Source organism: Actinoplanes sp. NPDC051861 (assembly GCF_040681145.1).
In the GTDB taxonomy this organism is placed as follows: domain Bacteria; phylum Actinomycetota; class Actinomycetes; order Mycobacteriales; family Micromonosporaceae; genus Actinoplanes.
In genome coordinates this window covers 126121-147992 of record NZ_JBFAYE010000008.1, presented here as the reverse complement: position 1 = coordinate 147992, position 21872 = coordinate 126121, and the positions used below count along the sequence as shown (strand labels likewise).

Sequence of the window (21872 nt, the reverse complement as noted above, 5' to 3'; positions counted from 1 at the left end):
CGCCGGATGGGGATGAGCCTCGACTGGCTGATCGAGTGGATCGAGGATTGGCCGGAGCCCATCCGGGACGCCGTTTCGATTCTCTTCACCGGTCAGAGCTGGCCTGAGGGCGACGAGGACAAGGTCTGGGAGCTCGCCGAGGCCTGGGGCCAGTTCAGCGAGCAGATCGCTCGTATTCACACGGACGCCGGCAACGGCGCCAACCAGGTGATGAACAGCTGGTCCGGCGACGGCACGCCGGAGGCGTTCCGGGAAACCTGGATGCTGCTCGCCGTCAACCAGGACTCCGCGGTGATGGCGCTCTACGAGAGCATCACGGTCGTCCAGGACGTCACGTATCAGACCGGTTTACAGATCTCGCAGAGCAAGTACGAGATCGTCATCGAAATCATCATGCTGCTCGTCGAGCTGATCGTCTGGGCGATTCTGATACCGCTCACCGGTGGTGGCTCGACCGGCGGCATGATGGCCTCGGTCGCGATCAGACGTCTCGCCATCCAGCGCATCATGTCCACGCTGCGGTCCAAGGTCGCGGCGCTCGGCCTCCGCCGGCTCGCCACCACGACCGCCCGGCGCGGCGCACAGCAGGCGGTGCAGGCCGGCCGCCGGGCGATCACCCAGGACCTCCGCAAGAACGCGCTGAAGCTGGGCAAGGAGGGCCTGCAGGAGGGCGTCGAGGAGGCCGCGACGAACGCCGCGGCGCAGGCGGGCGCGATCGGGGACTCCGGCAAGGACGTCTCCGACAACATGGACTGGAAACAGGTCGGCCAGTCCGCGTGGGCCGGTTTCGCCGGTGGTGTCGGCGCGGGCGCCACCGGGATGGGCCTGGACAAGCTGGGCCGCCGCGGCCGGACGGATCTGCCCGACGGCGCCACGCCGGGGCCGCGGTCGCTGGGCCAGAAGGCGGCCGACGTCGCGAAGGCCGCCGGCAAGGACGCGGTCGTCGAGGCCGGCGGTGAGATCGCCGGCTCGGCGGCGATGGGCCAGCTGCCGACGCTGGACAGCCTCGGCGGGTCGATGCTGTCGGGTGCGTTCACCGGGCAGCTGCAGGCGGGCGCGCATGCGGGGTCGACCGCGATTCATGACGCTTTCGCCAACCGCGGAGGGACCGAGCCGTCGCTCGGCGGCAACGAGGGCGAGGGCGAAGAGGGCGAAGAAGGCCAGGGCAACCGCGGGGGCAATCAGAGCGAGGGCGAAGAGGGCGAGGGGAACCGCGGGGGTAACCAGAGCGAGGGCAACCAGGGCGAGGGCGAAGAGGGCGAAGGCAACCGCGGCGGTAGCGAAGAGACGCAGACCGGCAACCAGAGCCAGACGGGCAACCAGAGCCAGACCGGCAACCAGGGCGAATCGGGTAACCAGGGTCAGACCGGCAACCAGGGCGAGACGGGCAACCAGGGTCAAACCGGGAGCCAGACGCAGGCCGGGAGCCAAGGGCAGACCGGGAGCCAGGGTCAGACGGGAGCCCAAGGGCAGACGGGCGGGCAGCAGCAGACTGTTGTCAATCAGCCTCAGGCGCCGGTCCAGGCGCCCGGTGGGGCCCAGGGCGGGCAGGGCGCCGGCGGGAGCCAGTCGTCGGGCACGCAGTCGACCGGGTCGCAGTCGTCGGGGTCGCAGTCCGGGTCGCAGTCGGGATCCCAGTCCGGGTCGCAGTCGGGTGACCGGTCGTCCGGGTCGAGTCAGTCGTCGGGTGGCACGGACGGGGTGGATACCGGCTCCCAGGATGGTTCGACGGAGAGCTCGGAGACGTCGGGCGGCGAGACCGGCAGCCAGGAGAGCAGCGCCCAGGACAGCAGCACCCAGGACAGCAGCGGCCGGCAGTCCACGGAGACCGGGCCCCAGGCCAGCACTGAAACCGACACCGACACCGGGACGCAGACCAGTGCTGAGACCGGGACGAACGGTGTTGTCGCGGATGGGACTTCGACGTCGGTCGCGCCGGGGTCGACGGTCAACGCGGACCCGACGCAGCAGGTGGCCAACGGCCAGACGGCCGGGCCGGCGACGGAGACCGCGAACGGTGCGGGGCCGAGCACGGATACGAACGGTTCGACCACATCCGGCGGGCCGGGGATCACGCTCACGCCGGGCACTCCGGGCGGTTTGTCGACGCCTACGGCTACCGGGCCCAGCTCGACACCCACGGCTACCGGGCCCAGCACGACTACCACGGGACAGGTCTCCACCAGCACGTCGACGAGTACCAGTACGTCGACGACTCCGGGTAGCCGGTCCGAGACCGCGACGACGACGGCGCAGTCGGCGACCACCGACACCACGACGTCCGTCGAGACGGACACGAGCAGCGAGACCGAGACCGCGACTGATCAGGACTCGGATGTCGAGGTGGAGACCACGGCGGCCACGCCCGAGCCGGTCGCCACCGACCAGGACAGTGATCTCACGGTCCTGGTCATGCCGCCGCCGACGGTGAGCAGCAGCACTACGACCACAGCGAGCGACCAGGATCCGGACGCCGAGACGGAGCCGGAAGAGGACTTCGACGACGACGCGCCGGTCTCGTTCGGCGAGCCGGAACCGGACGCCACGCCGGACGACACCACGCCGGAGACCGAGTCCTCGTCGGACGGGCCGACGAACCGGAACGCCGCCCTTGAAGAGCAGGCCATCGCGGACCTGACGCCGGCCGAACGTGAACTCTTCGAGGCGGCGCTGGCCGAGGCGCAGGTGGCGGCTGACCGGATCCTCGGCGATCTGGGGAACATCGCCGAGGACATGCGCGGCGCGCCTGGAGGCTCGCCGGACATCGAGCCGGTCAGCACCAATAATCGGGTCAAGGGGCTCGGATCGCTGGCCCGCAAGTACCTGGACGCTGTGGCGGCCGGGTCCATCACCCGCGATCCGGTGGCTTTCCTGGACAGCACCGACGACCTGGTGCGGTTCTCGCTTCAGCTGCCCGCCGGTGACTACGGCCGGATGATCAACGAGGCTCTGCGGCGGCTCGCCGCGCAGGGGTACATGGCAGATACCGACGGCAGGGGCGCGCTGAGCCACGGCTGGGCGGAAGGCAGCCGTTACCTCGGCGGGAGCGTCATCCTGACGGACCGGTCGGGTCAGCGGTTCGAGCTGCAGTTCCCCACGCCGGATTCGTATGCCACCGGCAACCGAACCCATGGCTACTACGAAGACGTCCGAACTCCGGGGCCGGACCCGGAAAACCCCCGTGGTCTGGAGAGGCTCGAGTCGTTCATCACGATTCTCCAGATCAACCGTCAGGAGATCCACTCCCCGCCGCCGCCGGAGGGTCAGGAGGAAGCACCTCGGCGGTTCCCTGACCTCGACGGTCTTCCGCCGGCCCAGCCGCGCCTACTCTCTGACTGGGTCAACGGCAGCGGTACACGGGCATGGGCGGACGTCGTCGCCAACCACGGCAGGCAGGCCGTCGTCGACCTGCTCAACAATTACGGCCTGCGACCGGAGGATGTGCCGGGAGCGCCGGAAGCACTGGGAGTGAGCTTCGATGACGAACAAGGTGCTTGGGTACTGGGTGATGTGGGGACCCCCGCCACGCCCGGGGACACCGCAGGGGATAGCGATCGAGGGACCGGGGACCGGTCCGATCAGCTGGGAACCGACCCGGCCGGAGTGGACGTACGGCCAGCCGAACGTGGGACTGATGATCGATCGGGCGGGGCCGCAGACACCGACACCGCCGGAGCGGCTGACGGCCGAGGCGGGGCCGGTACAGCCGATCGATCGGCCGACAGCGGAGCGGATCGCGACGGAACTGGGGCTGACCCTGCCGCCGGAGACCGAGCTGTGGGAGATGCTGCGAGCCGGGATGGCGAAGCGGGACGCACAGAGGTGGCCGGCGAGCCTGCAGCGGATGTACGGCCGGACGCACACGAGTCTGGGATCGAAGCCGATGCGGAATCCGGGATGGGAGCCGGAGCAACAACAGACGACGTTCTACCTGTCGTACCCGACGGACCAGGCGACGGAGGCGACCGGGGTGGCGTGCGTCCAGCCGTGGACGACGTACATGCGGGCGGTGGCCTGGGCACCGAGTCGCAAGAAATGGGTGTACGCGGGGAAGGCGGTGCGGTCGTTCCTGAGGGACGGCAGCCCGAAGCGCAAGGAAGTGGTGGACCGGGAGACGGCGGAGCAGGTGTCGCAGAGGGTGAACGGGGCGGCGCTGCCGACGGACGAGGAGATAACCCGGATCTGCGACGCGGCGATAGCCAAGCTGCCCTAGAGGACCGGGCCAGCCGGGTACGGGACATCGCTGCGAGGATCAAGAACGCCATCGTCACCGGCGGCAACGCGCCGACGATCATCCTGGGAACACACGAGTTCAGCGGGAACCTGGGCGAGTTCCTGACCTCGATGGGAGCGGAGGGCTTCCAGCGGGTGAGCCGGGACGAAACCTGGACGTCAACGGGCGGGTACACCATCACGTTCCGTGACCCGAAGACCCAACAGGAGTTCACGGTACAGGTACACACCCCTGCTAGTTTCCTGGCTGACCGGGCCGCCCGGGCCGTGGCCGAGGCGGATCCGAACGACCCGGAGCAGCAGCGGTTGCGGCAGGAGCGGGCGGATCGGCTGGCGGGCCGCTCGAGTGAGCCGCTCAGCATGGAACGGCACGGGGCACGGACAGAGGAGCAGCATGACGGCGACGGAACTGCCGGACGGCCTGTACATCCGGTGGCAGGGCCGGACGCGGCAGGCGATGGAGACGGCGGACCCGCCGGAGACCGTCCTGGTGCAGCTGGACCCGGGGGAACAGGCTCCGGACCGGTACGAGAGGGAGGACGGGACGGAGACCTGGATCTTCGTTCCGGAGAGGGAGCTCGAGGAGATGTTCGAGCTTCAGACGATCGCTCTGTGGCAGGGGATGCGCTGCCCGGTGCAGCGGATCGGTCCGGACCGGGTGGTGCTGTCGACCCCGATCATCGGGGAGGACCGGGCACGGGAGCTGGGGCTGACGCCGACTCTGGACCGGGGGATCTACGTGGGCGAGGTGCCGACGGCGGACCTGACGCTTCTCCAGGAACGGACGGAGATCGACCTGGACTGACCGGCGAGACCGGAACAGATCAGGACGGCGACGACGATCCGGACGGCCCGGATGGCCCGGACACCGACGGGCCGGAGCCGGACGGGCCGGCGCCCGACGGCACGGACCCCGACAGCAGCGGGCCGGACGGGACCGACCAGGACGGTGCGGAGCCGGACAGCGACGACGACCCGGTGTCGTTCGGCGCGGACGACCAGGGTGACCCCGGGACCGGCGAGCCGGGCCCGATCCAGAACGCCGCCGGTGGCACCACGTTCGGCGGGGCGAGCCTGACCCCGGACCAGGCGCGGACCGAGGCGGCGATCCTGGCCGGCATCGAGGCCGCGCTCGGCGGCGACGTCGAGCGGGACCCGGACAACCCGCGCGCGGTCATCGACAGGCGGTCCGGTTACCGGATCGAGTTCGATCCGCACCCGCCGCTGGGCCCGGACGTCGCCCCGGTCGCGATCCCCGACGCCGCCTCGGCCGGCGCGACGGTTCGCGTCTCGACCGGCGCCACCCCCGAAATGATCCGCCGCGCCGTGGTGAGCGCGGTCGCCGAGATGACCCACGGCGCCCGGGAACGGGCCGGCGGGCACCGGACCGACGCCACCCCGGCTCTCGCCGAGGGCGGGTTCATCCCCGGCAACCGGCGCAACGAGGTCGACCCGGACTTCGAGATCACCCTCGCCGAGCGCGACCACGGGCGGATCGCCGAACTCCGGCTGCTGCTCAACGACCTGGCCGAGGCGGAGGCGTCACCGGACACCGCCGCGCGGGCCGCCGAACTGCGTACCCAGATCGTCGGTCTCGCCCTCGACATGGGCCTGAACGAGCCGGAGACCAGGGTCCACCGGCATGGCATCAGCCAGCCGGTCGTCGGGCCCGAGGCATCAGCGGCCCGCCAGCAGGCCGTGGACACCGAGCTCGGTCCCGATGCGGCGAGTGCTCTGGCCCGTACCCTCGCAAGCCCTGAGGCCGCGGCAGACCGCGATGCGATCCGCGCGGCACAGGCCGAGATGCGCGCCCAGGCCCGCGAATGGGCCCGGCAGGAGGCCGCCCGGCGCGACGCGGCCGACCGGGCGCTCACCGACCGTGTCAACCAGGCGCTGGCGGCCGACCCGAACCACGTCTTCGACCGGCTGATCATCGGCAACGGATGGGCCGCCACGCAGTCGTTCGTGACGATGGGCGCGCCGCCGGACACCGGGACCGGACTACCGCCGGTGATGGCCATCGGTGACGGACCGCAACCGTGGGGCGGGCGCGGCGACCTGATGCTCGGGCAGGTGCCGAGCGAGTACCACCTGCCGGGGATGCCGTTCCAGGTCGGTGACCTGGCCGACAGCGGCACCGAGTTCACGCCGTCGAGCACCTTCAGCGCCGCGGTGGCGGCCGGGCGCGGCATGGCCGACATGCCGACCTACGAGGGCCGGGTCACCCAGATCGAGGCCCGGACCAGCGACGACACCGACTGGCCGGACGGCGCGGCGTTCCGGATCACGGTCGGTGACACCACGATGTACGCCTCCTCGGTCGACATCACCGGCGGGCCGGGGCCGGCGCGGGTGCCGTCCGCACCGTTCACCGCGTCCGGCGTCTACACCGACCCGGCGACCGGGTACTCCGTCGACTGCTCGACCGCACCCCGCTTCCTGGACGATGCCGGTAACCCGGTCGGCCGGTCGGATCTCCCGCCCGGCGAGTACGTCTGGGACGACGGGAAGGGCCGCCAGCACACGATCACCCTCAACCCGGACGGCTCGTTCACCGATCAGGACGGCCGGCAGCTCGACGACTCGCAGCTGCCGCTGGAACGGTTCGTCGGCCCGGACGGGCACGTCATCGAGCGGCGCCCGGTCTACACCGACCCGAACGGCTCACCCGTCGACGTCGAGGACCTGCCGCCGGCCGCGGAGATGGCGCTGGCGACCGCCGACCGGCAGACCCACGTGCTGCCGCTGTTCGCCGACCCGTCCGGCCGCCTGACCGACCCGGTGGTGCTGGACCCGGACACCGGTTACAGCGTCAACCCGAGCGTGCCGCCGTCGACGGCAACGGACCCGGACGGCAACCCGGTCGGGCTCGCGGGCCTGCCGGAGGGTGATTACACGAACAGCGAGACCGGCGAGCAGGTCAACCGCAACCCGGACGGCTCGTTCACCCGGGCCGACGGCACCACGGTCCCGCCGGGGTCGCTGGACTACGGCACGTGGACCTCGGACAGCGACTTCGCCTTCGAGCGGGCGCCGGTCTACATGGACGAGAACGGCCAGGTGGTCGACGCCACGCCGGAGATCGAGGCGGCTTTCGAAGGGGTGCGGCCCGGCCAGGAGGGCCGGCGCCTGGCCTTCGGTGGACAAAACCTTTCGCAAACGTACGGGCCGAACGACAGCATCCTCGTGTTCGGCTCGGCCGCCTCGGGTGCCTGGGACATCGAGCAGGCGGTCGGTCTTCCCGGTCCGGGCGGTGAGGCCCGCGCACCGCAGGACGGCGACTCCACCGACGGCCGTCACGTGGAGTGGACCGCCGACGTGTCCGTGCCGGCACCGGCCGACCTCCCCCGCAACGCGACGCCGATCCAGCGTCGCCTCGCCGCGATCTACCACAACCCGGACCCGAACATCCCGCAGGAGTTCCGCGACCGGATCGCACAGCGGTACGCGTTCTTCCACTCGGGTGGCTACAACCGCCGCAACACGGTGCCCGGCCTCGGTGCGTTCTCGCGGGAGGTGTTCGCGCGTACCAACCCGCGGCTGTCCGCGATCAGCTCCGTCCGGGCCACCACGGACGGCCGGTTCCGGGTCGAGTTCGCCAACGGTGACGTGCGGACGTTCAACCACGTCGTGCTCTCCATCGGGCAGGACGCCGGTTATGTCGGCGGGCCCGCCGGTCTGGCCGGCAACCTGCCGGGCGGGCTGCGGCCGATCCACGGCCCGCAGACGACGCCGGCCCGGGAGCAGGACGTGCTCGGCGCTCAGGGCGCCAACGACCGGCTGCGGCTGCTCGGGTACGCGTCCGTCACCCCGCCGATCGCGCGGGCGATGGGCACCGACGCGAACAACGGCGTCACCGACCAGGCGTCCGAGCTGCCGCCGGACTCGCGCGGCATCGCGCCCAGCATCCGGGCACAGGCCATGCGCATCGCCGAGGCGAACCGGTCGATGCCCCGGCCGCCGGCCGCGCCCGATCCGGCCGGGCCCACCGTCGACCCGGCGGGGTCAGACGGCGGTGTAGTCGGGGGGCCCGCTGCGGGCGAAGGCGTCGCTCAGCCAGACGAAGGGACCGAACTTGGTGTCGAGGATCTCGGCGTACCGGGGGCGACGGACCTCGAACTCGGGGAGGGGGGCGTCCCAGCTGTCGGAGACGGTTCCCTCGACCTCGGCGACGAACGGAGTGAGGCGCAGCCGGTTGTCCTCGAAACCGAGGAATCGCAGGCTGGGCAGGACGTCGCGGGCGGTCGAGACCAGGGTGTAGGCACCGGCCTGGTCGATCCGGCATCGGTGGAGACCGAGCCAGCGGACGGCACCGAGGTGCGGCGAGGCGAGCAGGGCCTTGACCCCGTCGTCACGGAGGGCGTTGCCACTGAGGTCCAGGACGGCCAGCCGGGCCAGGAGGGGACTCGCGGCGAGGTCGGCCGCGACGGCGGCGTCGACGTCGGTCAGGACGGCACCACGCCACGGGACGACACCGGCGAGCTCGGCGCCCCGGGCCAGGAAGTCGGCACCGGACATCTTCAGGATCTCGGCGAAGCCCCGGCGCATCAGGGACCCGTCGGTGAGTCCACCGAGACTGCCGCCGATCCGGCGGGCGACCTTCCAGGAGAGCTCCTCGACGTCGCGCAGGACGGCGGTGTCCTGGACGGGCTCACCGGCGATCGCGAGGCGGTCGTGGGTGATCTGCAGCCGGATGAGGGCGGCGTGGTCGGGGTCGGACCCGGCGACGGCGTCGGCGTAACGGAGCCTGAGGTCCATGTCGAAGGGATCGGCGAGGACGGCGGCGAGGAGGTCGTTGGCTTCGGTCACAGGCGCAGCGTATCCACCGGCGCCGACTCCGTCGGCCCGCCGCCGCCCCTGAACGCCGGTACGGACGGCTGGGTGCGGATGGCGAACGGCGAACGGGTGCGCCCGGCGTTCTCCCGCCAGGCCATGTCGGGCCGGCCGTCGTTCGAGTCCACGCTCGGGAACAACCTGCCGCCGGGGATGACCGCCGAGGAGTTCAACCGGCTGCGTCAACTGCCGCCGCGGGAGCTCACGCCGGAGCAGGTCGCGCAGATGCGCCAGGTGCGGGACAGCGTGCGTACGCCGCGCAACCTGCCGGTGCAGCGCGCGCTGCCGCCCGAGACGCTGCGGAACTACCTGTCGAACAACCCGGTCGGCAGCATCTTCGACCCGACCCGGGCGCGTGGCTTCACCTCGCGGTACGAGGACACGCAGATGCTGGCCACGCCGGAGTCGGTGTACGAGGGCCTGCGCCTGGACTACAACGACCCGGGGTACGTGGGGCGCAACGGGCGGCCGCCGTATCACCCGGCCGACGCGGGTGTCGCGGTCATGCGGTACTCGCTGGGGCGGCCGGGGCGGTTGTCGACGCCGTATGGCGGGCCGACGCCGGAGGACCGTGCGGCGATGGGCGGCAGCGTCAGCCAGTCGGCGCCGTTCACCGGGAACGGGTTCACGGGCAGCGCGGAACACTCGGTGCCGGAGTTCGAGATGGCGGAGAACGCCATTCCGAACCGGGCGGAGATCTATCTGCTGGACCGGGACGGCAATGAGGTGTTGCTGGCGCGGTATCGGGGCCCGGACCGCCAGTGGGTGATCACGGACGAGGGTCAGGCGATCCTGGACGACGCGGGGTGGCCGCCGAGCGCTGCTACCGCCACGCCGCCCGCCGCTTCCTCTGTCGATCCGGCTTCGTCTGTTGATCCCGCTTCGTCTGTTGATCCCGCTGCCTCTGTTGATCCCGCTGCCTCTGTTGATCCGGCGTCCACGACGACATCGCCGGACCCGGCGGCGACGACGGACCCGGGGACGGATCCGGCGGCGGCTGGGCCGGCGCGGTCGGAGTTCCCGCCGGCGACCGACGAGCAGGCGCTCGCGGCGATGGCCGGCAACATGACGATCGGCCCGAACGGTGTCCTCGGCTTCCACGCCGGCCCGTCGATGCCGCTGCACCCCGACCGGCTGCGCGGCGTCGACGGACACGTCACGATCGCCGCGCACACCGGGCGCGACGGCAGCGTGCTGGTCGGCGGGCTGCGGCTGACGCCCGAGCAGTTCGCCCGCGCGCTCAACACGCTCGCCGCCGAGGGCCGGATCGACCTCGGCTCGCCGGACACCGCGCTGCGCCTGGTGATGTGCCGCTTCGCCGACGGGCAGGGCGCCGCCACCGTCGCCGCGATCACCGGGCGCCAGGTCCGGGCCGCCACCGACCTGGTCTGGGCGTGGCGGGACGGCTCCGAGGCCGTCGCGCCGGCCGACCCCGCGCGCGGCGGGCTGCCGTCGCAGACCCAGCACGGCGAGTGGCACACCATCAACCCGGACGGCACGGTCGTCAGCACGGAGCCCGGCAACCGGACGATCCCGCCGCGCGACGGCGACCCGGTCAACTACGGCGCCGGCAACGGACCCGTCGGCCCCAGCCAGAACGACGTCAACCAGTCCCTCGACAGAGCGGTCGACGCGTTCCGGGCACTCGATCCGAACAGCGAGATCGCTGTGGTCCGGGATCCTCAGGGCAACGGCGTCCGGGTGCAGGTGCCGGGCCGGCCGGAGCAGACGGTCCGGATCGCGACCGCGGAACTCGCCGACGGCGACGTCCGGGTGGGCCGGGGCGGGCGCCGGGACGTAACGGTCCTGGTGTCGGAGGGTCAGGTCGCCGCGGCGCTGGCGGCACAGGACACCGCCGCCCTGGACCGGCTGCTCACCGACGCGCTGGCACTCGGCATCGGTGAGGCGAGCGCTCGGCGTGGATTCCGCGTGGGTGGGCGTACCCCCAGTCCGGTGACCGACCGACGGCGCGCGACCCTCCCCGCCGCAGCCGGACGGCTGCGGGTCCTGGAGACGCAGCTGGATGCCGCCCGGCAGGCGGCGCAGACCGACCCGGCTCGCGTCGCCGAGGTCGAGGCCGCCCTGCAGCGTTTCATCGACGAGCAGGGCCTGCGCGACGGCCGGGTGGGCGCGGACAGCCGGCGCGAGGCACTCGACCGGCTGGTCCCGGAGAGCACCCGCACGATGCTGGACGAGCGGCGCGGCACCGACCGGGCCGCCAACCCCGCCGCCGCGCTGGTGCGGTCGTTCTTCACCGATGGGTTCCGCTTCCCGGGCGTACGCGTGACGCCCACCCCGCACGGCGACCACGACGTCTACCGGATCACTCCGCGACGGTGGTTCGGCCCCGGTCTCGCGTCGTTCACGATCCGGGTCCTGCCCGGCACCACCACGGACGGCGTGCTGATCCGCGACGTCGTCGACGGCCGCCACTTCGACCTGGTGATCGATCCCTCGCTGCTGGCGCCGCAGCCGAACACCCCGGACGCCTGGGTACGCGAGAACGCCGCCAGCCGGATCGCCGAGGCCGTCCAGGCGATGGTCGACCGGCAGGCGCAGCGCCCGGCCGAGATGATCGCCGGTCTGCGCAACCGGGTCGCGGAGTACCTGGGCCCGGTCGCCGGTGGCCTCGCCTCCACGGCCGTCGCCGCCATCTGGAGTCAGGTGAACCGGGCGGCCCGCCCGTTGACCTCCGGCGTCCTGGACGCGGCCGCCAACCCGGCCATGGCACGCCGGACGGCCCTCGACAAGCTCGATCGCACCCACGACCGGGCCCTCGGAACGGCGCTGAACCAGCCCGAGGTCAGCCGCAGCCAGATCACCGACGACGTCGCCGCCGACCGGGAGCGGATCACCAGGCTCGCGGCCGGCCAGACCGCACTCACCTGGGCCACGCCCGAGACACCGCCGTCGAGCGCCGTCGACACGCAGGCCGCTCAGGACGAGGCCACGATCCGGCAGAACACCCACGAGATCATGAACGAGCTGAGCCGCCGGGGTGGCTCGCGGGTCGCCGGGATATCCCGGGTCCGGTTCCGGCGCGGCACCCAGCCGAACGGCGAGGCGCGATACCGGCTGCGGATCAGCCGGGGCGTCAGCGTGACGGTCTCGGTCCGCGTGGTGACCGGTGCCGCCGACACGACCGCGGTGGCTCAGACCGCGCAGACGCACGGTCTCTCCCTCGACATCCCGCAGGAGCTGGCCAACGACCGGGCCGCCCTGGAGCGCGCGCTCCACGAACGCCTCGCCACCATCGCTGCCGGGCGGCAGCGCCACAGCCGGAGCCTGGCCACCATCGCGGCCAATCTCCGCAGCCGGGTGGTGCCCGACTCCCTGCAGCACTCCGGTGGCCGCTGGTACGGCAACCAGGTCCGCAACGAGCGGAGCCAGCCGGCACCGGCGCCGAACACCCCGGCCCCGGCCACGCAGCAGCCGTCCTACCTGCGCGTCGGCAACGCCGACATCAACGCCGCCAACTCGGTCACCCGGTCGCTGGTCGAGGCGATCGCCGCCCGCTGGCGCCTCCGGGCCGAACGGGAGCTCAAGGAGCTGCGCAAGGCGTTCGACGCCACGCCGCCGGCGATCACCGCACGGCCCGGGCGATTCGGGTACGAGCAGGCGATGCCGATGCGCGGCTCGCAGCGGCGTACGGTCGCCGAGCGCCTGGCCGACGTGTTCCGCAACGGCACGACGCTGGCGGACGCCCTGCGGACCCGGCTGGCGCCGCACTCCACGAGGCCGCCCCGCACCACCACGCCACCGCCGGCCGTCACCGGGAACCGCCTCCAGGACGTGGTGACGAACGCCGTGCACCAGACGCTGCAGGGCGGCTCGCGCCGGACCCGGATCCCGTTCCGGGTCGTCACGCGCGAGACCACGGATACCGGGGCCCGCGTCGAGGTACGGGTCGACAACCGGCCGCACGCGCAGTCCCGGGTGGAGTTCTCCGTCCCGTCGAACATGAGCCGGGAGGAGGCGGTCCGGCAGGCCGCCGAGATCGCCACGTCGCTGCGTGACCGGCAGCAGTTCGGCATCCGGCGGCTCGGCGCGTACCTGATGACACGCGTGCCTCCGGCGATCGTGGCGGTGGCGGGCGGTGCCACCTCCGCCGTGGTGATGAGCAACCTGCCGTCGTTCATCGCCGGCGGTGTCGTCGCCGCGGGCACCGTGTTCAGCGGCTGGATGAGCTGGCGCAACGACCGGCGCACCGCGGTCGCCGAGGTCGTCGAGACGATCAGCGACGACCCGAGCACGATGCCGCCGCGCGAGCTGCGCGCCGTCGCTCAGCAGCACCAGGAGGCGGTGGAGGCGCTGGAGGCGGCGCTCGCCGAGCGGGAGCGGCAGATCCTCGCCGACCACCCCGGCGCCGCCGACCGGATCAACGCGCTGCCGGACCAGCCGCGCCCGCTGGCCGAGATCGTGACCGGCATCCGTGACGCGATCGCCGCGGCGCAGGGCCTGATGCCGTACCGGGCGACCCTCGCGCCGGTGGACAGCAACGACCCGAACGTCCTGCGGATGGACTTCCGCGACGGCGGGCGGACCTTCACGTTCACCTTCGACATCGCGACCGGGCAGACCCAGCAGGTCGTCGACGGCACGACGGTACGCAACGACGTGCACGCCTCGGTGATCGTCGACCCGACGCAGGCGCAGGCCGCGATCGACCGGGCCCTGCTGGACTGGCTGAACCGGCAGATGGACGCCACCGCCAACATGCCGCCGGGTGTGGTCTCGCCGCGGACGCGGGCGGAGGGCTACGGCGTGGCGGCGGCCGGTGCGATGGCGACGGCCGGGGTGGGCTTCCTCGCCACGGGCGGGGCCCTGGGGCCGGTCATCGCCGGGCTGGGGCAGAGCCTGACCGCGCCGGCCGTGTCGGCGGCCACCGACGCCCGGCACGACGAGGCGAAGCTTCGGGCCACGGAGGAGGGTGAGCGGCGGCTGCGTGCCACGCACACCGATCCGACGGACGCGCAGTTGCAGGCGGCACGGCAGCGCAGCCAGAGCCTGGCGGAGCGGACCGAGCGCGCGATGGAGCGGGCCGCGGAGCTGGACCGGATCGAGGCCGACTTCGCCCGGCAGCGCCAGGAGGAAGAGCGCCGGCAGCAGGAACAGCAGCGCCAGGAGGAGCAGCGCCGCCAGCAGGAGGAACAGCGGCGGCAGCAGGAAGAGCAGCGGCGGCAGGAGGAACAGCGGCGGCAGCAGCAGGCTCCGCCTCGGGGGCCGGACCCGGTCACCGCCGTGGGTGTCGACGGCACCCGGGCGCAGGGACGCTTCGGCCTGCGCGCCGAGCCGGCCGCGGTGGTGGACACGGCACGGCGGACCCTGCCCGACGTGGTGGCCCGGGTGCTCGGCGACCGGGTGCAGCGGATCGAGGACCTCGGCGACGGGCAGTACCGGATCCACCCCACCGACGGGCGGCCGTTCGAGATCACCATCGACGCCGGGGACCTGAGCGGCGTACAGACGTCGCGCAGCCGGGACGTGGTCGCGCACACGACGCGGTCCGGGCGCAACGGCTACCGGGTGCGGCTGTCGGAGCGGCTGGAGACGCATGCCGTACCGGAGGCGGTGATCCACGAGCTGCGCGAGGTGATGGCGCTGCGCTCCGGCTCGCTGCGCCAGCGGATGACCGCCCGGTTCCGCCGCGACGCGCTCACCCGCGGCACCGAGCTGCCGTCCAACGGGCCGCTCTCCGGGCACGACCACGGCGGTCTGGGCCAGCTCGACCTGCACGGCGACGACGCGCAGTCGCTGCGCGGCACCGGCTGGCCGTGGGTGCGCACGATCTTCGAGTCCGCCGCTCTCGCCCGGCATCTGGGCCTGGACTCCGGCAACCCGGCCGCCGGAACCCGCCTGGACCGGCTGCGCGCCGAGTCGGCGATCAACCCGGCCACCCAGGACCTGCTGGCCATGCTGGGCTGGCAGTCGTCGCTGACACCCGCCGAGCTGCTCGTGGTGCAGATGGCCCACTCGCTGGCCTCCGCTCCCCCGCGGACCGGCGACCCGGCCGACCTGTACGCCGGATGGGCCCGCGCCGTCGCCGACCTGGCACACAGCCTGAACCACCCGCAGGCCGCCGGTGAGCTGGTCTCGAGCTTCCTCGGTGACATGGACCCGGCGCACCTGTCACAGCTCGCCAGCCGTAACCCGGCGGTGTACCAGCGCCTGATGGCCGCTTTGCCGCCCGGCAGCCGGCCCACCGGGCGGATCTCCGCCGCCGAGCTGCGCCACATGGCCGCCGCCTACCCGACCGCCGACGACAGCACCCGGCAGGCCATCCGCCGGCAGGTCGCCACGACCGTCGACCGGTACCGCAGCCAACGGGCCCACCCCGCCGCCGACCGGCTGCTGCTCGACGTGCCGCCGGACGTGCGGCCGTTCCTGGACGGGCTCGCCCCGCCGAACCTGGACCCGGCGAACATCCAGCAGGTCGCCGCGACCCATGTGCAGGGCGCCCTGCCCACCAGCGCGTCGCTGCAGGCCGCGGACTTCGCCCGGAACCTGATGACCGGCAACCAGCCGCTGAGCGGGCCGGCCCTGCGGGACACGCTGGACCGGCTGGCGGTCGAGGGCGAGCGTACGGTCACCAGCCTGCCCCGGATGCCGCACCTGGCCGGGCAGGTCGTCCGCCCCGACCCGGCGCTGATGAACGCTCTCGCCGCCTCCGACCAGGCGCTGGCCAACCGGGTCTGGCAGGAGGGCGTCTACGTCGACCTGCGCGGCGTGGTGGACCTGTCGCCGTTCGCGCCGCAGGGCTTCAACCGGGTCACGCTCGGGCCGGTCGGCGCTCACATGGACCCGTCGACACCGGCCGGGCGGTCCGCGATCGTGCTGGACGACCAGCGCCGGGCGGAGGTGACGTACCGGGCCGGGTACGTGCAGTCGCCGCAGGTGGCCAACGTGCTGGCCACGCACCGGTTCCACCACGTCGGCGACGGGCGGTCGATGCTGCCGGTCCCGGCCGACCTGGCGAACCTGGTCGCGGCGATGAACCCGGGCCAGGCGCCGATGCCCGGGTCCACGGGTGTGCGGGTCCAGGCGGACGGCAACCTCCGGCTGACCGGTCACCGGCCGGAGCTGGTGACGCCTAGCCGGGGCACGGTCGCGTACGGCACGCCGCTGGACAGCGCCACCGGCCGGATGCCGCTGTGGCAGGGCCGTCCGGACCGCAGCCAGTTCGGCCAGGGCTCGCTGGGCAACTGCGGCACGATCGCCACGATCCGCTCGGTGGCCTCGCGGCAGCCGAACGCGCTCGGGCACGCGGTTCGCGCCAACGGTGACGGGACGTACACGGTCCGGCTCGCGCAGACCGTGACCGTCAACGGCGTGGTCACCCCGACCGGCACGTTCCTCGACGTGGTGGTCGACGGGAACCTGCCGGTGCTGAACGGCGGGGCGCACGACTTCGCGTACGGCCGGCCGGTGAACGCCGCCTGGGGTGCGGTGATCGAGAGCGCGCTCGCCTCCGTCGACCAGTCGTGGGACATGCAGCGCCAGGCCGACCAGCACAACAGTTGGTACTGGAGCGCGGTCGCCGAGAGCGGGCAGAACAACACGCCCGCACCGGACCGCTTCCAGGCCGCGCCCGCCGGTTACCGGTCGGTGGTCGGCGCGCCGCTGAACCGGCTCGCCGAGATGATGGCCCAGCTGACCGGGCAGCCCGCCCGGACGTCGCTGATGGACACCTCCCCCAACCGGGAGACGGTGATGCGGCAGCGGCTCCAGCAGCTGATCGCGATGGGCAGCCCGGTGATCGTCTGCACCCAGGACAAGAAGCAGTACACCGGCAGCCGGCAGACGACGCTGCCGCACAACCTGTACCACAACCATGCGTACGAGGTCGTCGCGGTCAATCCGGACGGCACCGTGGAGCTGAGCAACCCGTGGAACCGCGCGCACCCGGCCGTCATGTCGATGGGTGACTTCCTGGACCTGATGGCCGGGGAGATGGTCCACCTCGACATCACGCCGCCGCCGGTACCTCCCGCGCCTCCCGCGCCGCCGGCGCCCACCCCTCCGCCGCCTCCCGCGCCCGGCCCCTTCGGCGAGGGCTCCGACCGGGCGAACACCGAGTCCGACCGGGCGAGCACCGAGCAGGAGAGCGAGCCGCCGGCCCGGCCCGACATTCCGGACACAGCGTCGTCGAGCCCGGCGAGGCAGGGCACGCCGACCCGCCGCTACACTCCGCAGATCGTCACGATCAACTACTACATCCTGCGCATGCCGGACAACTCGGAAGCGGGCATCGTGATCCTGGTGAGTCGCGACGGTGAGATGACCAGTGTCTGGCAGGTCGAGGGCGGGTTCGTCTGGCAGACGATGCCCGGCGCCGTGCTGCCCGCCGAGACGCCCGGTGCACGCCCGGACCCCGTCGACCGGGCCGGCGCCGAGGCGGCGTCGTTGCGGGTGCTGCGCCAGCCGCTGCCCGCCGAGGCCTGGCTCAAGTCACTGATCGGTTAGGAGCTCCCGCATGAACGCGCCACGCGAGGTGGTCATCGAGTCGGCCATCCAGTTCGCGGACGTCGCCGCTGGCGTCTACTTCGACGTGCGCGGCATGGACGACGAGGTGCCGCGGGTGCTGCTCGGGGTCACGGTCGGCGACGAGCGTGTGGAGGAGTGGCGCTCGCTGGGCGACACGGTGCCGGTGGGTGACGAGATCTGGCGGCTCGAGGACATCGAGTTCGGCAACACCTCCGACGACTGGCTGGTCACCCTTCGCCCGGTCGGCCCGGACACCCCGGCGTACAAGATGCCGCCCCTCACGCCCAACCACCGGGTGTGGAGCCCGGCGCTGCTCCAGCCGTTCGGCACCCTCGACGAGGGCACTCTGGTCGCCCTCGAGGAGCGGATCGGCACCCGGCTGCCCCGCGAGTACCGGCAGTGGCTCGCCGAGAACAACGGCGCCTCCCCCGCACAGGACGTCTGGATCAAGGGCTGGAACTTCTGCCTCAACGACCTCCACGCGCTGCTCGGGGTGCGGCCGGACGCCCCGTACCTCGACCTGGGCTTCGGTGAGAGCCGGCGCAAGCCGTTCCTGACCGACGACTACCTGGTCATCGCCGTGCCGCTCGGCGGCGTGCTCGCCGTCAAGATCCGCGGCGCGGCGCCGGACCAGATCGTGTTCCTCAGCGACCCGGCGATACAGGCGTCCTTCGGGTACGCCCAGCAGGGCTATGCCAGCCAGGCGGACTTCGTGGTGCCGGGCGCGCTCGTGGTCGTCGCGCCGTCGATCAACGTCTTCTGCGCGAACCTGCAGCCGATGCCCCCGGTCGAGCCGGCACAGATCGCCACCCCCGGCCCCTGGTGACGCTCAGCCCCGGGCGGCGTTGATCTGGTCAGCCATCGCCCGGTACTGAGCTTCGTATTCCACGAGCCGCTCCCGCCGGAACGCCTCCGGCTGCTGCTCCCGGATCGTGCGCCCGATCTCCGACCAGAACGCCTCGTCGGGCACCTCCACGGCGTTGTCCGGCAGGAACTTGCCGATCTCGGCCAGCGCCGAATACGCCACCTCGACGTTGTTGGCGATCTCGTTCACCTCGTCCGGTGACAGCGGACCGCCGGCCGCCTGCTGCACCAGCGCCGCGATGTTCGACGCGGCGAAGTCCTCGACGGCCCGCCACTGGCCCGCGTCGATGATCAGTGACGGTTCGCGGCCGGTGCCGTACAACTCTCCGGGACGGGTGTCACCGGTCCGCCCCGGCGTCACGATGGTGAAGTCGTGCTCCTCGCCGTCGTGCCACCCGTTGACGCGCAGGACACGGTTGCCGTCGACGTAGTCCAGGTCGGTGAGCGCGGTCAGGTCCACCGGCTTGTTGCGGCCGACCACCAGGTCGACGAACATGTACGCCTCAGCCAGCGTCCTGGCCTCGAACTGGGTCATCCCGCCACTCCTCTTGTCGCGCCGTCACGGCACCGCGAACGTGACCAGTTCGTAGCCCGATCCGTCAGCGGTCTTCTCCAGGCCCACCAGTGCGGCGCCGCCCGGCACCACCATCAGATCACTCGTCCGGTACGGCGCGCAGACCTCGAACGTCCGCACCGCCTTCCCGTCCGCCAGGCCGGTCCGGCTCGCCTTGGCATCGCTGGAGGTGGTGACGATCGTGCTGCTGTCCGAGCCGAACGCCATGCCCGCGACGAAGCCCGACGCCGGGACGACGGCCACCTGACGGCCGGTCGCCACCTCGACGGCGGTCACCGGGCCGCTTTCCTCGAGCGCCGCCACGTACTTGCCGTCCGGGCTGACCGCGATCGACGTCACGCTGTCCCGGCCGGAGTCCACCTCGCCCTGGGCCTTTCCGGTCGCGGTGTCCCAGAGCAGCAGCTTTCCACCGGAGCCGGTGGCGGCCAGGAGTTTGCCGTCCGGGGCGAAGGCGACGGTGCCGGAGCCGCCGTCGACCTTCAGGTCACCGGTGAGGCGCCCGGTGCGTACGTCCCAGAGGTGGACGCCCGTGCCGGTCGCGGTCGCGACCTGCTTGCCGTCCGGGCTGACCGCCAGGCCCGCGACCTCGGTCCCGCCCTGCTCGACGAGGGTCTGCGCCTCCTTGCCGGAGGCGGTCTCCCACACGCCGGTCCGGTGCAGCGCCGAGCCGCCGTCCAGGCCGTAGGCCGCGACCGAGGTTCCGCCGTCGCTCAGCGCCTCGAAGTCGCGCCGACCGGTGCCGGAGATCCGGCCGGCGACCTTCCCGGTCGCCGCGTCGATCACCACCAGCTTGCCGTCCTGCTCGGCCAGCAGATGGCCGCCGTCGGCGCTGAACTGCGGCCCGGCCACCTCGGCGGCATCCAGCTCGGTGCGCACGGTGCCGGACGAGGCGACGCACGAGGCGTCACCGCCCCCGTCCTGACACGCCACCAGACCACCGCCGGAGGCAACGAGCGCCGCGGCGAACAAGAGATGCGAACCGCGCCGCCGTCGGGGCCGAGACCCGGACGGCGGCGCGGTGTGATTACCGCTCATTGCCAACTTTCGTGATCAACCGGCCTGACCGATCGCCGGGCCGCGTTCGTCGCGTTCGTGCCGCTCCGGCGTCTGGATCACCGGGGCCGCGCTCTCCTGCTCCGACACACCGTAGTCGTCGTCGAGCGGCTGGTGCTGCTGGCGGCGGGCGGGCGGCGGTTCGCCGTGCACCCTCGGTGCCGCCGGGCGTTCCCGGCCGAGCACGGGCGGAGCCGCGTCACGGGCGGCCAGCCCGGGACGGCGGGTGTACTCCGGCCCGTCGGCGCCCGGCTGCTGCCGGCGGGACTGCTGCCCGCTCGGACGGCCGCCGATGGCGTCGTGGTCCAGGCTCGCCGGTCCGGTCGGGCGGCTGGTGTTGCCGATGGTGGGCGGCGGGGTCCCCCAGGCCGTGCCGGCCGGCCCGATCGTGCCGGGAATGCCGTCCGGTCCGATCGGCTGGTTGTCCACGTTGCGCCGGTCACGTCGCTGCGCGGGCGGCGGTGTGCCGTGCCGGCCCTGGTCGTCCGCACCCGGGCGGCGGCCGATCGTGCCCGGCTGCCGTCCCGCCGGCGGCGGCGTCGCGTTGCGCCCGGTGCCGTTGCCGGCGCGGGGCGGCGTCGCACCGCGGCGCTGCTGGCCCGGCGGAACGCCCGGCTGCCCGGGCTTGCCCTTCTGCTGTCCCGCGGCGGGTGGCAGGCCGGGCCGCTGGCCCTCGCCCCGGTTGCCGATGACGCCCTTGCCGGTGCGCGCCGACGGCGGCAGGGCCGGTTTACCGGGGGTGCCGGCTCCCGGCTTCTGCCCGATGACGCCGGACTTCTTCATGCTGTTGCGGCCGGGCGGCGGAGGCATGCCCGGAGCGGACTTGCCGCCCTTGCCGCCGCCTGGCAGGCCGGGCGTGGGTGGCGGGCTGAGCTTGGGCCCACCGCCGCCACCGAGATTCTGCTGACCCGGCGTGTTCAGGCCCGGGACGACCGGCGGCACCGGCGTGCCGGGGATGCCCGGAGCGTTCGGCACACCGGGGGCGACCGGCGGTGTGAGGACCGGCGCAACCGGCGCGGCCGGGTTGCCGACGAGCACCGGGCCCTGTCCGGGCGGGGGCGGCACGACCGGAACACCCGGCGGAGTGGGTGTCGGCGGGGGCGTGGCGGTCGGCGGGTTGCCCGGCGGGGTGGGCGGCGACGGCGGCAACACCGGAACCGGCGCGCTCACCGGCGGCGGTGCGGCGGGCGCGCCCGGCGCACCGGGCACGTTCGGAATCGGTACGGCGACGATCGGGCCCTTGTATTCCGCGAGCGTCGGCCGCTTCGTGTTCGCCGTCCAGTACTTGTTCTGGAGGGTCCGCATGATGGCCTCGGCCTGCTGGTCGAACTGCTTCATGCGGGCGGCGTCGATGTGGCTGTCACCCTTGATGCGGTGGTAGGTGTCGTTGGTGACGTCCACGACGTCACGCCACCCGTCGACCAGCCACCACGAGTCGCTGCCGTCGCCGTTGTCCCGGTAGTCCTCTTTCTCCTTGATGTACTGCTCGCGCTCGTTGTTGAGCTTGTTCAGGTCCGCCTGGGCGGTCACCACCGCGTCGGCGGTGTCGTCCAGGATCGTCGCGAAGATCCGGATGTCAGCGGCGTAGTCGTCGAGGATCGTGATGACGTCGGTCATCTTCTCCCGGAACGCCTGGCCGCCCTTCGAGTTCCAGTCCGGCGCGACCTGGTCCCGGTAGTGCGTGAGGTTCCCGCTCAGCGCCTCGAACTGGCGCGCCAGCTGGCGCCAGCCCTCGGCGGACATCCTCTGCCGGTCAGCACTCTGGCTGTGGCCCATGTCGTAGAGGATGTTGAACGGCTTGCCCTCGATCTTGAAGTCGTCGTCAGCCATC

5 protein-coding genes are annotated in these 21872 nt (G+C 72.7%); 2 read left to right on the top strand and 3 right to left on the bottom strand.

The window, feature by feature from the left end; all coding sequences use genetic code 11:
• Positions 1 to 12: 12 nt before the first annotated feature.
• Positions 13 to 17529 (top strand): hypothetical protein, encoded by a 17517-nt coding sequence (locus AB0M02_RS22750; RefSeq protein ID WP_364229725.1) that lies wholly within the window; start codon positions 13 to 15, stop codon positions 17527 to 17529.
• A 10-nt stretch (positions 17530 to 17539) separates the two neighbouring features.
• The gene (locus AB0M02_RS22745; RefSeq protein ID WP_364229723.1) at positions 17540 to 18376 is read left to right on the top strand and encodes an SMI1/KNR4 family protein; all 837 of its coding nucleotides are present in this window, start codon (positions 17540 to 17542) and stop codon (positions 18374 to 18376) included.
• A gap of 3 nt (positions 18377 to 18379) precedes the next feature.
• Here AB0M02_RS22745 and AB0M02_RS22740 read toward each other — a convergent pair whose 3' ends face one another.
• Genes AB0M02_RS22740 through AB0M02_RS22730 form a run of 3 tightly spaced genes read right to left on the bottom strand, consistent with a single transcriptional unit; the run spans position 18380 to position 21871 of the window.
• Positions 18380 to 18949 (bottom strand): hypothetical protein, encoded by a 570-nt coding sequence (locus AB0M02_RS22740; protein WP_364229721.1) that lies wholly within the window; start codon positions 18947 to 18949, stop codon positions 18380 to 18382.
• A gap of 24 nt (positions 18950 to 18973) precedes the next feature.
• Positions 18974 to 20023, bottom strand: a complete 1050-nt coding sequence (locus AB0M02_RS22735) for a PQQ-binding-like beta-propeller repeat protein (protein WP_364229719.1) — start codon at positions 20021 to 20023, stop codon at positions 18974 to 18976.
• Positions 20024 to 20038: 15 nt separating this feature from the next.
• The gene (locus AB0M02_RS22730; protein ID WP_364229717.1) at positions 20039 to 21871 is read right to left on the bottom strand and encodes a hypothetical protein; all 1833 of its coding nucleotides are present in this window, start codon (positions 21869 to 21871) and stop codon (positions 20039 to 20041) included.
• Between the last annotated feature and the right edge of the window lies 1 nt (position 21872).

Coding starts and splice junctions, on each gene's coding strand:
- AB0M02_RS22735 (WP_364229719.1), bottom strand. CDS start 20,023: ATGAGCGGTAATCACACCGCGCCGCCGTCCGGGTCTCGGCCCCGACGG.
- AB0M02_RS22745 (WP_364229723.1), top strand. CDS start 17,540: ATGAACGCGCCACGCGAGGTGGTCATCGAGTCGGCCATCCAGTTCGCG.
- AB0M02_RS22740 (WP_364229721.1), bottom strand. CDS start 18,949: ATGACCCAGTTCGAGGCCAGGACGCTGGCTGAGGCGTACATGTTCGTC.
- AB0M02_RS22730 (WP_364229717.1), bottom strand. CDS start 21,871: ATGGCTGACGACGACTTCAAGATCGAGGGCAAGCCGTTCAACATCCTC.
- AB0M02_RS22750 (WP_364229725.1), top strand. CDS start 13: ATGAGCCTCGACTGGCTGATCGAGTGGATCGAGGATTGGCCGGAGCCC.